We start from the raw sequence: 13,265 nt of genomic DNA, 5'->3' as shown, positions 1-13,265 counted from the left end.
CTTAGCCTCCCACTTTAAGATTGTTTATCCCGACCAAACGGTTAAACAGATAAAAAAGCAGCAACACCACCAACAGTAGTAAACCGCCCAAAGCCGCGGCCATTCCCCAGTTGAGTGAAGTCTGCATATGGTAAGCAATCATATTGGAAATCATCTGGCCACTGCGCCCCCCCACCAACGCCGGTGTGATGTAAAAGCCGATAGACAAAATAAAGGTCAACAGAGCGCCTGCACCAATACCAGGCAGCGTCAGTGGCATGTAGACACGAACAAACGCCAGCAGCGGTGTTGCGCCCAGCGAACGAGCCGCGCGAAAATAGCTCGGGCTGATGCCTTTCATTACGCTATACAGTGGCAAAATCATGAACGGCAACAAAATATGCACCATGGATACTATGGTACCGAAGGTGTTGTGGATCATCTGAATCCGTTCGCTGGTGAGGCCACTCCAAATCAGCAAATCATTGATCACTCCCTGATTTTGCAATAGCACGATCCAGGAGGTCGTGCGCACCAGCAAAGAGGTCCAAAATGGCAACAGCACCACAATCATCAACAGGTTGGCTTTCCGATCCGGCAGATTGGCGAGCAGGTAGGCCAGTGGGTAGGACAGCAATAAGCAAATCACGGTGATCGTCAGCGACATCCAGAAGGTTTTGTAGAACAGTTCCAGATAAATCTGACGCGAAGGCGGCTGGTCGACCACGTTCCCTTGATCGTCAACCTTGTAATCGAGCGCTGCCAGGTAATGGTTGGCGGTATACACTGAGCTGAGGTTCTTGAATGCCGACCAGTAACGAGGCTGGGACCACCGCCTATCCACAGCGGCCAGCTCAGCGACAGATGCGGGCAAGTCACTAGCGGCAGAGAGCTTTCGTCCAGTTTTCATCAACAAAGAACGCATGCCGGACACTTCGACGTTCATCCGGTTAGCCAGCTTGGGCAAGGTTTTATCCTGATAATGTGCCTGCAACTCGTTCGCCAGTGCGACGACCGTTGTGTCTTGCGGTAGCCCTTGATAGGACCAGTGTTGTAAAGACGTCATGGTCTGCGGGAACGCACCGGGAAGTTCCTGATTGTCGACGCTGCGATACAGCATTTCCACAATCGGAAACGCAAACGTCACCAGAATAAAGCAGACCAAAGGGAGGGTCAGAAGAAGAGAGCGGATCTGCTTGCGACGTTCAGCACGTTGCAACTGGCGGCCCAGATCAGGCTGATGTTCAGAGATCGGCTGGCCGATGGCCGCTACCGATCTTAGCGTGGTCAACTCGCGACTCATGCCGCCACCTCCTGAGCCAGACTTCGTACCTGTTGAGGTTTATCCAGACTGGCGCAATCCAGCGCGTGACAGTCCTGACTGTGCCAGCCAATACGGCAAATGTGTCCGGGGATAAGCGGCTGCGTATCACGGGTATTATTGGGCACTTTCAACACCAGCACACCCAGAGAAGCGACTTCAACCACCAACCGATAGTGATCCCCATGATAGATCTGCTCGCGCAGACATCCTTCGACCAGATTGTCACAACCATCACGCTCTGGCTGAATGGAAATTTTTTCCGGCCGGACTGACAAAACGGTCTCCTGCCCCGGCGTGTCAACGCACACCCGACGCGCACGAAGCCGGTAATCCCCCGCAGACACCGTGCATACATCGCCCTGAAGCTGCTCGACCGTCGCACACAGCTGATTATTTTCACCAATGAACTGCGCGACAAACGCGTTGCTCGGTGATTCATACAGCTCGGTGGGTGTGGCCAGTTGCTGCACGGCACCGTCATTAAAGACCGCAATCCGATCAGACATGGTGAGCGCTTCAGTCTGATCGTGGGTCACGTATAAAATCGTGATGCCGAGTTTTTCATGCAGATGTTTGATTTCCATCTGCATCTGTTCTCGCAACTGCTTATCCAGCGCGCCCAGTGGCTCATCCATTAATACCAGTTTGGGTTCAAACACCAATGCACGCGCAAGGGCAACGCGTTGCTGCTGACCCCCAGATAACTGTTTGGGATAGCGGTTAGCGACATGTGCCAGCTCCACCATGTCCAGTGCCTGCGTCACTTTTGCATGCACCTGCGAAGAACTGAGTTTGCGCACTTTGAGCGGAAAGGCCAGGTTTTCCACGATGGTCATGTGAGGAAACAGCGCATAGTTTTGAAACACCATGCCGATATCACGTTTGTGCGGTGCCAGGTGATTGACCGCCACACCATCAATGTAGATTTCACCACCGGTGGCGGTTTCAAACCCCGCTAACATCATCAGACAAGTGGTTTTTCCGGACCCGGACGGCCCCAGCATGGTGACAAACTCGCCGGGCGCGATATCCAGATTAAAATCTTTGACCACCAGGTTTTTGCCATCGTAGGTCTTTTGTACGTGCTGAAAACACACGTAATTTTGTTGGGTTGTGTTCATGTCGTCTTCCTTCCTGTTGTCAGTACCGTCGGACTTTCTGAAAGGGGCGCCAGCGGCACCCCATTCATTGGCATTTCGCCTTATAGGTTGTACTTGGAAAGATCCGGACGTGTGGCGATAGCCTGTTCCACTAAGGCAATCACTTGTTGGCGCTCAACCCCCTGAAGAAGTTGTCGCGGCGCGCGGACTTGCTCCGAGCCACGGCCACACACTTGCTCGGCCAGTTTGATGCACTGAACCAAAGTCGGAATGGTGTCCAGTTTCAGCAATGGCAGGAACCAACGATAGATTTCCAGCGCTTCGGCATAGCGCCCCTGGCTGGCAAGCTTATAGATCGCCACAGACTCTTCCGGGAAAGCGTTGGTCAGACCGGAAATCCAGCCGGTGGCGCCCAGCATAAGCGACTCCAGAGCAATATCATCAACGCCGCTGAACACTGTGAAACGATCGTCAAAACGGTTGTACAGCTCGGTAATACGACGCGTATCCGTTGTCGACTCTTTCACGGCGACGATGTTATCCAGTTCAGCCAACTGAGCCATGATGTCGAGATTCACATCCACCCCGTAAGCCACCGGGTTGTTGTAAATCATGATCGGCATCTCCGGCGTCGCCTGTGCGAGCGTGCGATAATACGCCAGCGTTTCACTGTCTGATGTGCGGTACACCATGGCAGGCATCACCATGCAACCGTCAATGCCAATATTCAGTGCATCCTGCATGTATTTCACTGAGGCTCCGGTGATCGATTCTGCGGTTCCGGTAATCAAAGGAACCCGGCCGTTCACCACTTCTTTAGCGGCCTGTAGAACCTGGCGTTTCTCTTCCGGGTAAAGAGCGCAATTCTCTCCCACGGTGCCAAGACAAATAATGCCGTTCACACCATCGTTGATCTGATTATCGATCACGGTTTGGGTAGCATCGAGGTCAATCGACTGATCCTGACGAAACTGAGTACTGACAGCGGGGTACACACCTTTCCAATCTACGTTCATTAGTTTTCTTCCATATGTATATTGTATGCAATTTTGCAAGACGAGCGAAAATGCTCAGAGTTATCCGGCGTTCAAACCGGACGAATGTTTTAATACCGCCTTCACCGCGGCCAGGTCAGCCAGCGCACTGCCGACGGATTTGTATAACGTCACTTCTTGCGTGGTCTGACGACCATTTACAGTACCGGCGCACAACTCGGGCAGCTCGCCGCAGATATCACCAGCATCAAACACGCCTTCATCGATGGGGATCAGCAGATCACCAGCCTCAGCCAATACGTTGATCCGGCTGTCCACGTAAACCCGGGAACGAATCACGGCCTGAGTATCGCACTCGCGCTTATCCCGGTCGTGATTGCCGATCAGGTCCACATGGGTGCCGGCCCGAACACACGCCCCATCAAACAGAGGATCAGCAGCCCCTGTGACACAGGATATGATGTCGGCTTCCTGCACCGCAGCCGTCATGTCTTCAACCATGCTGACGCTGAATTGGCGCTCCGGTGGCAAAGCACGATATTCATCGCCGGACAAGATACGGTCTACGGCAGCCAGAGCCTTGTGCCGATCCCGTCCCCACACCTGTACCTGTTTCAGCGGACGAACCGCAGCATAGGCCCAGGCCACGTAGGCGGCCAGGTTTCCAGTGCCACAGATCAATAGCCGCTCCGCCTCCTGGCGGGCCAGGTAATCGGCCGCGAGCGCTGACGCGGCCGCGGTGCGCCAGTACGTGAGCACTTTCCCGTCCACCAGCGCCAGCGGTTCCCCATTGTCGCGCCGAAACACCAACAACTTGGATGACAATACCTCCTTACCCTGCGCCGGATTTTGCGGCAGATAGGTAAAGGCTTTGACGGTAATTAACTCCTCATTCCACGCAGGTAATAATGCAAAGGCGTCATAACCGCCCTCTTCCAGCGGCATCACCCGACGCTGTGGAATGGTTGCCGGCCGGGCGTAGGTGGCACGCATAACCTCAATCAGTGAAGTCATGGTCAGGCTGTCTGCCACTTGTCTGGCATCAATGGTTATCATGTTTCCTCCCGGGCGCTGCATCGCAGCGCCATTGATGGTTTTGGGGTTAATTGAGCAACCAGGTGTTGAATTCTTCATTCAGTTCATCGGCATAATCTGACCACCATTCGTCGTTCATCAGAAACGCGGTGGCAAAATTGTCTGGTGCGGTCGGCAGATTGGCTAAAATGGCCGGGCTGACATAAGCCGCTGACGATTTTCGAGTGGGTCCGTATGCCACGTACTTCGCTTGCTCTGCCAACGGCTGCGTCCCGGACGAAAATGCAATAAAGTCGCGTGCCAATTTGGCATGACGGCTGCCTTTGGGAATCGCCCAGCCGTTCATGTACCCCATCTGGTGATCCCAGATGATGCGAAATGGCTGGTCTTCATCCTGACGTGCATTGTGAATTCGGCCGTTAAATGCCGACGCCATCACCACCTCTTTATCCGCCAGCATTTGTGGTGGCTGTGCGCCAGTGGTCCACCACAACACGTAAGGTTTGATGGTATCGAGTTTGGCAAACGCGCGGGCCCGGCCCTCCGGTGTCTCCAGTAACGGATACACCTTATCCGGGGCGACACCATCCGCCAGTAACGCCCATTCCAGATTTCCCTGCGGCTGCTTTTGCAATGCCCGGCGCCCCGGGAAGCCGTCGATATCAAACAAGTCGGTGAGTTTGGATGGCATAGTTTTGCCTTTGAAAGCGTCTTCATTGACCGCTAGTACGGTCGAGACCACGATGGTATTAACGGCACATTCATGGATCGCTCCGGGAATAAAATCTTGCTCGGCTGGGGTGCCATCAGCTCCCGCAGGCAGGATGGACGGATCAACTGGCTCAAGCAGACCTTCAGCGCAGCCGCGAACAATATCCGGCTTGTCGAGCGACACCAAATCCCAGCGAACATTATTGGCTTCGACCTGCGCTTTGATCTCGGCTAAACCGCCACTGAAATCTTCCGAGACAATCTCCACACCAGTGTGTTCGATAAACTGCTTATGGTAAGCCTCGACCTGGCTTTTGGTAAACGCCCCGCCCCAGGAAACCACCGTCAGTTTCTCTTCCGCCGATACGCTACCAGCGCCCAACAGCATACCTGAAATCAACATGGCAACCGGTGCCAGAGTCATTCGTGACATGTTTTGCTCCTTTTCGTGTTGTTCAGAGAGGCATCTTGTTACCGCTGTCAGACGCGCTCACTTGTTAACCTTTTATTAACATAAACACCAAATATATTTTATACAATATTTAATTTTAAGATTTTCTAAACAAACCGTTGGAGTGTGAACGGCGCCACATCCAACGCTGGAGTGTCATCATTTACCATCGCTGCAATCAAATCAGCGGTAATCGCCGCCTGAGTCAACCCCAGATGTTGATGGCCAAACGCCAGTAAAATTCGGCCGTCAAAACACTGATCGATAACCGGCAGAGAGTCACAGGTCGACGGCCGGTTACCCATCCAGGTATCGCCTTTTTGCTCTGGGCTGAGGCCTTGCTCCAGCAGCGTATCCGCCATCGAAAGCAGCATATCGGCACGGCGCATATTGGCTGGCGCATTGATATCGGCATACTCGACCGTACCAGCCAAACGCAAACCGCCGGTCATCGGGGTCATAATAAATTTTCGATCGGCAGAGCTGATCGGAAACGGCAATACCGGCGCCGGGTTAGATACCATCAGGTGATAGCCGCGCTCGGCTTGCAGAGGCACCCGAACTCCTGTTAAATCCCGCACCAAAGGCGCTGAGTAAGCGCCGGCGGCGATGATCACCTTGTCGCAGGTAACCTGTCCACGTTCTGTCAAAAGCGTGCCGCCGGGGCGAATCTTCATCACTTCACACGCTTCCACGCTCCCTCCCAATTGGAGCAGCGCCCGTTCCAGTGTTTTACACAAATGGTAAGGCTCAATGCTATGACCGGTTTGAGGGAAAAACACCCCCGCATGCACCTGATGACTGAGCGCTGGGACCCGTTCCCGAATGTGCTCAGCCGACCAGATTTCGCACGCGACACCCGCCGCACGCAACGCTTTGAGCGTGGGTTGATAACGTTGAAAGAGTCGTTCACTTTCAAACGTGAGCAGCGAACCGTCCATTTTGAGCAGCTCGCGCCTACCGATGGAATCGAGCAATGTGTGCCAGCTTGCCACCGCTTTCTGATTCAGGCCGATCAACGCCTGAGTTGCGCGCACCGTCGCCGTAGGTCTCGCCTGGAACAAAAAGCGCAGCATCCAGCCCAGGGTTTTCGGCAAGTCCTGCCAACGGACAGACACTGGTCCATCAGCAGCCCACAGCATCTTAGGCAGTTGCGGTAGCAAGCCCGGAGTCGCCAGAGGAAAGATCTGCTCAGTGGCAATGTGTCCGGCATTGCCTTTTGAACAACCATTGCCCGCGCCATGAGGGTCAAACAAGGTCACCTGATAACCTTGTTGTTGCAGTTTCAGACCAATGGCCAGACCAATCACGCCAGCCCCGACTACACCTATGGTGCCTTTTTTCGTCTCACCCTGATTCATCATGAGTTTTGCTCCGCATCACACTTCATAAAATAAATTGTATAAAATATATTTAACACCACGATAACATTGCTAAGGTGTACTTCAATCGATTTCTTATTCAAGGAGCTGAAAATGAGACAGGGGACCTTTTTCTGTATCGATGCCCATACCTGTGGCAATCCGGTACGGTTGGTCGCGGGCGGCGTTCCGCCTTTGCAAGGCAACACCATGAGCGAAAAGCGCCAGTACTTCCTTGAGCATTACGACTGGATTCGCCAGGCACTGATGTTTGAACCCCGCGGCCATTCGATGATGTCAGGTTCTGTGGTGCTCCCTCCTTGCAGCGACAATGCCGATGCCGCCATTTTGTTCATTGAAACCAGTGGCTGCCTGCCGATGTGCGGCCACGGCACCATCGGCACGGTCACCGCCGCACTCGAGCATAAACTGATTCATCCCAGACAACCTGGACGCCTGCTCCTTGATGTCCCGGCCGGTCAGATTGAGGTTCACTATCAGACACAAGGTGACAAGGTCACCTCAGTGAAAATCTTTAATGTCCCGGCTTATCTGGCCCACCGCGATGTCAAAGTCTATGTCGAGGGACTGGGTGAGATCAGTGTCGATGTGGCCTACGGCGGTAACTACTACGCCATCGTGGATCCGCAATCTAACTTTCCCGGCCTTGAACACTACTCGCCGGACGAAATCCTGATGCTCAGCCCGAAAGTTCGTCTGGCCGTCTCTGAAACGGTGCAATGCGTACACCCAGACGATCCCACCGTGTGTGGCGTCTCCCATGTACTGTGGACCGGCGCCCCGACTCAGGAAAATGCCACCGCGCGCAACGCGGTGTTCTACGGCGACAAAGCCCTCGACCGTTCACCGTGCGGTACGGGCACCAGTGCTCGCATGGCGCAATGGCATGCCAAAGGGCGACTGGCTGAGGGAGACAATTTCATTCACGAGAGCATTATCGGCAGCCTGTTCCATGGCCGCATCGAAGGCACCACGCAAGTCGGCGATCAACCGGCCATTCTGCCAAGCATCGAAGGCTGGGCACAGGTCTACGGACACAACACCATCTGGGTCGACGACGATGACCCATACGCCTATGGCTTTGAAGTGAAATAACAAGGATTGACCATGACCACTAAGACCCATTTTCAGGCCGTCAATGCATTTGACGGCACACTCCTGCCCGGCGATTTTCCGGTGCACGGTAAGAGCGATGTTGATCAGGCGGCGAAGGCGGCGGCCGGTGTCGCCCGTTTTTTCCGCCAGACCAGTGATCATAGCCGTGCTGAGCTATTGCGCTGTATCGCTGCCCAACTTGAATTACAGCAAGACGCGATTGTTGAGCGGGCCCATTTGGAAACCGCCCTGCCGCATGCACGCCTGAACGGCGAGCTCGCGCGGACAACTCACCAACTCCACTTATTTGCAGAGGTCGTGATCGCAGGCCACTGGCATCAGGTCATCATGGATACGCCGGATAGCCAACGCCAACCACAGCCCAAGCCCGATATCCGCCGACAACAGGTTGCGCTCGGTCCGGTTGCGGTATTCGGTGCTTCCAACTTCCCGCTGGCCTTTTCCACCGCTGGTGGTGATACCGCGTCGGCGCTGGCAGCCGGATGCCCGGTGATTGTCAAAGGACACACGGCACATCCCGGGACCAGCGCGATGGTCGCGGAATGTATCCACCGGGCACTGGAAGAAAAAAACCTCCCCCACGAGATTTTCACTCTGCTACAAGGTGTGGAGCGTGAACTGGGCCAGTCTCTGGTCAGCCATCCGGCCATTAAAGCGGTCGGGTTTACCGGCTCTGTCGCGGGTGGCCGCGCGCTGTTCAACCTCGCTCAGCAACGCCCGGAGCCGATTCCTTTCTATGGTGAACTGGGGGCGATTAATCCAACGTTTCTTCTGCCAGCAGCGCTTGAGTCCAACCCGGAGCTGGCGCAGCAGTTCGTCCAGTCGATGACACTCGGCTGTGGTCAGTTCTGCACCAAGCCCGGCGTGGTTTTTGTCCTCAACAGCCCGCAGTCACAGGCCTTTATTGAAACCGCGCAAACCCTGATCCGTCGGCAACCCAGTGTCACCCTTCTCACCCAAGGGATTGCTGACAGCTACCGCCAATACACGACCCAGCGCGCAGCCGATCCCAGTCTGAGCGTATGCACCACACCGGAAGCCGCCACTGATATTGCGCCTATGCTGTTTGTCACCTCCGCCCAACAATGGCAGCAAAACCCGCAATGGGAAGAGGAGATCTTCGGCCCGCAGTCGATGATTGTCGTCTGTGATTCTACCAAGGAAATGCTGACGCTGGCTCAATCACTGACCGGATCGCTGACCGCGACACTGCACGCTGCTGAAGCCGATTTTCCGTTGGCGGCACAATTGCTGTCCAGGCTGGAAGAGCTGGCCGGACGCATCGTCTTCAACGGTTGGCCAACTGGTGTCGAAGTCGGTTACGCCATGGTTCACGGCGGCCCCTACCCGGCCTCGACGCAATCGGCCTCGACATCCGTGGGCGCCGAAGCCATCCATCGCTGGTTGCGACCGGTCGCTTATCAATCGCTGCCGGACGCACTGCTGCCTGAGGCACTGCAAAGTGACAATCCGCTGGCGCTCGTTCGTCAGGTTGACGGCCACTTCGATTAAGCCAAACAAACAGGCACTAGTTGGGTGTAATTCACCACACATCACTAAGCCCGCATACATTGCGGGCTTTTCATTGTTTGCCTTTTAAGCATTTCAAACGATTTCGCTTTAAAACTTATAATGTTGAAGAAATGCCCAACAAGGGCGACTTATGAAAATGTTTAAACCCACCCGCTCTGAATGTGGTGGCCGGCGCACAACAATAAAAACAAGTCAGCGCGAGAATAAAACGCTCCATGTGCTTTCTTGTGATTGTGTGAAGAAACTGACCCAATTACGGTTTAATTTGTAATACAAAAGCTGAACCTAAGGAGCCAAGAAATTATAACAATGAAAATTATTCGGTATTTTTCAAGCTAATATCCTATTGTTTTCAGTAGCCTCTTGATCATCAATTAATCCTCGTTAAAGAACACTACATTATAGGATGATTAAAGACGGAGTTTAGCCGACTAGTGAGTGTTAGCCCGACACCAATAGATATTAATTAAGGAGAAAATATGTTTGATCACGTCGTATTTGGCGTTCGCGATTATGAAAAAAGCAAGGCGTTCTTTCTTAAGGTTCTAGCGCCAATTGGCATAGAGGTCGTGTCTGAAGGAGAACTCGGTATTGAACTTAGCGCTGATGGTAAAACATCACTGTGTATCCGTCTCCAACCGGTCGAAACCCCATCTCATCTACATTTGGCATTTGTTGCTGAAAATCGGGAGCAGGTTGATAGCTTTCATCGTGTCGCACTGGAATTCGGAGCCTAAGACAATGGGGCACCAGGTTTGAGCCCAAACTATAGTGGTACATATTATGCGGCGTTCGTTATTGGCCCAGACGGACACAACATCGAAATGGTGTGTCACGAGGGAGAGGGCTAACAAGGCGTTTAAGAGGGATGTGGCACGCGTGGCATTTTTAGTATGCGTTGGATTTAGCGATTACGGTGTTATGCAGCTAAACGATAAGTATTGATTTCCAGGAGTTGAATATGAAAAGGATTTTAGGTTTCGCGCTGATAGCTGTGATTCAAGGCTGTACGAACAAATCAGCAGTTACAGAAACGTCAGTGGGAGAATCGTGTATAGGTACTACGGGTATCAGTGGTGAACTAAGTAACAAATTTAAACCAATCCCAGACCCATCGCTGCTTGCTCAATCACTCGGAGAGCCGTTACAAGGCAAATTGTGCCAAGGTGCTGTATATCAAAATACGCAAGATGTGACTATCTATCGAGCATGGAATAGTACAAACCCTAACAGTCAATTCGGTCAATGGTGGGCACTTGAACTTCCCTCAGGGAAGACAGCGGAGTATAGGAAAAACTATGAGATTTGCTATCAATGGTCACCGTTGGATAAGCTTTCGAAATGCACATTGAAAGCAGGGACTAAAGTTGTCGTAGGTAATGGTCAAAGTGCTGAATGTTCGGCGTATTTAATCTACCCGGTATCTGAAGTTCAACAACTATTCATAGTAGATTCAGGCAGTTCAGTGGTTAATTGTCAGGTCTATGACAGCGTAATTTCTTGGGAATAAGCGTTTACTTTGAATCGCTGCATAACAAAGCGTTTAAGGCCGATTCGCAACGCTTGGTATTTTGGGTTCGAATCGGCTTTAGTGTTGACAGCACAATGGATTAGGCTTGTTGATTAGCGTTGCTCACCTCTTAACACGGCGTTATGTTTTACAGAAAGCCACTATCAGGATTGGTAGTGGCTTTCGTAAAGTTATCCGGCAAATACCCTGATTCTGTGGCCATCTGGGTCAACGGCTACGAAATTGACACCGAAAATGGAACTTTCTGGGTGTTGCACAAATTCAACGCCTTTCTCTATCCATGACTGATACAGTTCATCCAGTGTGCTTTTATCAGTCACTGGCATTGAAAGTTCAGTACCACCGCCTGTTATAGTACTTTTTGGTGTTAAGGCGTCTCGTTGTTTCAAGGTTATCGTTACATTATCAGCGAAGTCCAAAGCAACAAATGTAGGCGAAAGGACATTTGGCTCACACTCAAAAATACTGGCATAGAAGTGTTTGCTTTTACTTACATCAGTGACATATAGAACAAAGGAATCAATTTTAAACATAATGTACTCAACGGTTTATAAACGTTGATATAAGTATGTAATGCAATAGTGTCAAAATCTGTCAGGAGAAAATAAGCATATCAACGTGTTCAAGGGGGACTATCAACACTGAGACTTTTCTCTCTATGTTAGGAAATGGGTTTAAGGTGCTATTTTTAGTCAGGTGGTAGCGTTGCTCCCCCTTTTATTAACCGGGCGTTACGCAAGAAGTGAGAACATAAAAGGAATCCTCTAGTAATGAAATTTTTGAATACTGTATTGATGCTCATTCTGCTACAAACAAATGCTTTTGCGTATGACATCGGTGTGCAACAACTTCAGATTGCTTCTCAAGAACGAGCAGCGAATCTTCAAGTCACGGTTTGGTATCCTGCATTACCGGGAGGTAAGAAGGTAATCCTCGGTGAAAACATCTTTTTTGAAGGCACGCCAGCGATGCGGGATGCGCCTATCGCAAACAGCCGGTTCCCTCTTATTCTTCTTTCCCATGGCGCTGGCTTAGGAGGGCGGGCTGAGGCCATGAGTTGGCTTGCAACACCGCTTGCTGAAAAAGGGTTTATCGTAGTGGCTCCGACTCACCCTGGCAATACAGGCCCTGACCGCTCGGCATTAGAAACAATGAAGTTATGGCTGAGAGCATCTGACCTTTCGGAGACGCTTAACGCTATTGAGAAAAATACAGCGTTCAGAGCGCATATTAACTTCGACAAAATAGGCGTTTTAGGTATGTCGATGGGCGGTGGTACTGCGTTATCGATTGCAGGTGCTCGAATCGCCCCCGAGTTGTTGATGAGCTATTGTGACACGATGGATCTCAATGCATCACTGTGTGACTGGGTGCGCTTGAGTGGTGTTGACTTGCGTAAGATAAATCCGGAGTCGGCCAGCCGAGATAACCAAGATAATCGAATTAAATTCGCCATGGCGATTGATCCTGTGCCCTCTGACATTTTTGCAGTAAATACATTTTCAGAAATTACCATTCCGGTCATGCTGGTAAATCTTGGCAAAAAGGAAGACATTCCTAAAACGGCACAGGCGTCAAAGGTCGCGGCCGTTATCCCCGACAGTACCTACAAAATAATAGAGAATGCCAGCCATTTTTCGATGTTTGGATTGTGTAAGCCGAATGCTTCGGAAATCGCTAAGGAAGAAGGCATCGATGAACCTATTTGTAAAGATGGCGACCAAGGTTCACGAAGCGAGATTCATACACGGTTGATCGATATGGTTGCAGAGGCTTTCGGTCGCTTAGGTTAACTGTTTAACTCGTGCCCTGTCGCTCCCAACCGGACAGCAGGGCCTTTTTCTTATCCGTTCGGAATATCAATCAAAAAGGATTTGACGTTACCGACACCGGGTGAATTGTTCCGCCTGCCCCCTGCCAATCTTCCTTCATCGCCGGCTCCATGGTGTGCAGAATAAAGCCCATATGCGCACCTTTTTGTAGTATCGACATGGAAATAACGTGTAAAGCTCACTGAGGAGATTACTCTTGGCACGGTTAAAAAGCCACCAACCGGTGCCTTTTTGTTGCGCTCAGCTCTCAAAAACCGGGACATATAGTCGGCTCAG

At 51.8% G+C, this 13,265-nt stretch carries 13 protein-coding genes; 5 read left to right on the top strand and 8 right to left on the bottom strand.

All coding sequences use genetic code 11. The annotated features are described in order from the left end of the window. Window position 1 precedes the first annotated feature (1 nt). From VPR01S_RS03845 to VPR01S_RS03820, 6 genes are all read right to left on the bottom strand, one after another. Entirely contained in the window at window positions 2-1,282 is a 1,281-nt protein-coding gene (locus VPR01S_RS03845) for an ABC transporter permease (RefSeq protein WP_021703989.1), read from the bottom strand. Continuing rightward, window positions 1,279-2,424, bottom strand: coding sequence for an ABC transporter ATP-binding protein (locus VPR01S_RS03840; RefSeq protein ID WP_021703988.1), 1,146 nt, complete (start codon window positions 2,422-2,424; stop codon window positions 1,279-1,281). Before VPR01S_RS03840 ends, VPR01S_RS03845 begins: the two co-directional genes overlap by 4 nt. An 80-nt stretch (window positions 2,425-2,504) precedes the next feature. Next, window positions 2,505-3,419, bottom strand: a complete 915-nt coding sequence (locus VPR01S_RS03835; protein ID WP_021703987.1) for a dihydrodipicolinate synthase family protein — start codon at window positions 3,417-3,419, stop codon at window positions 2,505-2,507. 60 nt (window positions 3,420-3,479) lie between these two features. Next, window positions 3,480-4,454: a bifunctional Delta(1)-pyrroline-2-carboxylate/Delta(1)-piperideine-2-carboxylate reductase gene (gene lhpI / locus VPR01S_RS03830; RefSeq protein ID WP_021703986.1), complete on the bottom strand. Its 975-nt coding sequence runs from the start codon at window positions 4,452-4,454 to the stop codon at window positions 3,480-3,482. A 46-nt stretch (window positions 4,455-4,500) separates the two neighbouring features. Then, complete coding sequence (locus VPR01S_RS03825) at window positions 4,501-5,577, bottom strand: ABC transporter substrate-binding protein (RefSeq protein ID WP_021703985.1); 1,077 nt, start codon at window positions 5,575-5,577, stop codon at window positions 4,501-4,503. A gap of 125 nt (window positions 5,578-5,702) precedes the next feature. Then, window positions 5,703-6,959 carry an NAD(P)/FAD-dependent oxidoreductase gene (locus VPR01S_RS03820; protein WP_021703984.1) on the bottom strand — a complete coding sequence of 419 codons (1,257 nt, stop codon included), beginning with the start codon at window positions 6,957-6,959 and terminating at the stop codon, window positions 5,703-5,705. 111 nt (window positions 6,960-7,070) lie between these two features. Here VPR01S_RS03820 and VPR01S_RS03815 point away from each other — a divergent pair, with 111 nt between their 5' ends. The 4 genes from VPR01S_RS03815 (at window position 7,071) to VPR01S_RS03800 (ending at window position 11,136) form a co-directional block, all read left to right on the top strand. Beyond that, complete coding sequence (locus VPR01S_RS03815) at window positions 7,071-8,072, top strand: 4-hydroxyproline epimerase (protein ID WP_021703983.1); 1,002 nt, start codon at window positions 7,071-7,073, stop codon at window positions 8,070-8,072. A 12-nt stretch (window positions 8,073-8,084) separates the two neighbouring features. Further along, the gene (locus VPR01S_RS03810) at window positions 8,085-9,605 is read left to right on the top strand and encodes an aldehyde dehydrogenase (NADP(+)) (protein WP_021703982.1); all 1,521 of its coding nucleotides are present in this window, start codon (window positions 8,085-8,087) and stop codon (window positions 9,603-9,605) included. A gap of 500 nt (window positions 9,606-10,105) precedes the next feature. Then, window positions 10,106-10,363 carry a VOC family protein gene (locus tag VPR01S_RS03805; RefSeq protein WP_021703981.1) on the top strand — a complete coding sequence of 86 codons (258 nt, stop codon included), beginning with the start codon at window positions 10,106-10,108 and terminating at the stop codon, window positions 10,361-10,363. 224 nt (window positions 10,364-10,587) lie between these two features. Then, on the top strand, window positions 10,588-11,136 hold the full coding sequence (locus VPR01S_RS03800) for a hypothetical protein (RefSeq protein ID WP_021703980.1): 549 nt from the start codon (window positions 10,588-10,590) through the stop codon (window positions 11,134-11,136). Between the two features lie 191 nt (window positions 11,137-11,327). Here the strand turns inward: VPR01S_RS03800 and VPR01S_RS03795 are convergent, their stop codons facing one another. Beyond that, window positions 11,328-11,690, bottom strand: coding sequence for a VOC family protein (locus VPR01S_RS03795; RefSeq protein WP_021703979.1), 363 nt, complete (start codon window positions 11,688-11,690; stop codon window positions 11,328-11,330). Window positions 11,691-11,927: 237 nt separating this feature from the next. Between VPR01S_RS03795 and VPR01S_RS03790 the strand changes: the two genes are divergently transcribed. Next, window positions 11,928-12,950 (top strand): alpha/beta hydrolase family protein, encoded by a 1,023-nt coding sequence (locus tag VPR01S_RS03790; RefSeq protein ID WP_021703978.1) that lies wholly within the window; start codon window positions 11,928-11,930, stop codon window positions 12,948-12,950. Window positions 12,951-13,020: 70 nt separating this feature from the next. On the opposite strand, the gene VPR01S_RS23140 is transcribed toward VPR01S_RS03790, so the two are convergent. After that, complete coding sequence (locus VPR01S_RS23140; protein WP_281169114.1) at window positions 13,021-13,149, bottom strand: hypothetical protein; 129 nt, start codon at window positions 13,147-13,149, stop codon at window positions 13,021-13,023. Window positions 13,150-13,265: the final 116 nt, after the last annotated feature.

It is taken from the genome of Vibrio proteolyticus NBRC 13287 (assembly GCF_000467125.1).
In the GTDB taxonomy this organism is placed as follows: domain Bacteria; phylum Pseudomonadota; class Gammaproteobacteria; order Enterobacterales; family Vibrionaceae; genus Vibrio; species Vibrio proteolyticus.
Note: the sequence above shows the minus strand (reverse complement) of the source record. Positions and strands in the feature narration are given on the sequence as shown.

Excerpts from the sequence above, each read along its gene's own strand:
- VPR01S_RS03845 (WP_021703989.1), bottom strand. The coding sequence starts at position 1,282 with ATGAGTCGCGAGTTGACCACGCTAAGATCGGTAGCGGCCATCGGCCAG.
- VPR01S_RS03840 (WP_021703988.1), bottom strand. The coding sequence starts at position 2,424 with ATGAACACAACCCAACAAAATTACGTGTGTTTTCAGCACGTACAAAAG.
- VPR01S_RS03835 (WP_021703987.1), bottom strand. The coding sequence starts at position 3,419 with ATGAACGTAGATTGGAAAGGTGTGTACCCCGCTGTCAGTACTCAGTTT.
- lhpI (WP_021703986.1), bottom strand. The coding sequence starts at position 4,454 with ATGATAACCATTGATGCCAGACAAGTGGCAGACAGCCTGACCATGACT.
- VPR01S_RS03825 (WP_021703985.1), bottom strand. The coding sequence starts at position 5,577 with ATGTCACGAATGACTCTGGCACCGGTTGCCATGTTGATTTCAGGTATG.
- VPR01S_RS03820 (WP_021703984.1), bottom strand. The coding sequence starts at position 6,959 with ATGATGAATCAGGGTGAGACGAAAAAAGGCACCATAGGTGTAGTCGGG.
- VPR01S_RS03815 (WP_021703983.1), top strand. The coding sequence starts at position 7,071 with ATGAGACAGGGGACCTTTTTCTGTATCGATGCCCATACCTGTGGCAAT.
- VPR01S_RS03810 (WP_021703982.1), top strand. The coding sequence starts at position 8,085 with ATGACCACTAAGACCCATTTTCAGGCCGTCAATGCATTTGACGGCACA.
- VPR01S_RS03805 (WP_021703981.1), top strand. The coding sequence starts at position 10,106 with ATGTTTGATCACGTCGTATTTGGCGTTCGCGATTATGAAAAAAGCAAG.
- VPR01S_RS03800 (WP_021703980.1), top strand. The coding sequence starts at position 10,588 with ATGAAAAGGATTTTAGGTTTCGCGCTGATAGCTGTGATTCAAGGCTGT.
- VPR01S_RS03795 (WP_021703979.1), bottom strand. The coding sequence starts at position 11,690 with ATGTTTAAAATTGATTCCTTTGTTCTATATGTCACTGATGTAAGTAAA.
- VPR01S_RS03790 (WP_021703978.1), top strand. The coding sequence starts at position 11,928 with ATGAAATTTTTGAATACTGTATTGATGCTCATTCTGCTACAAACAAAT.
- VPR01S_RS23140 (WP_281169114.1), bottom strand. The coding sequence starts at position 13,149 with ATGTCGATACTACAAAAAGGTGCGCATATGGGCTTTATTCTGCACACC.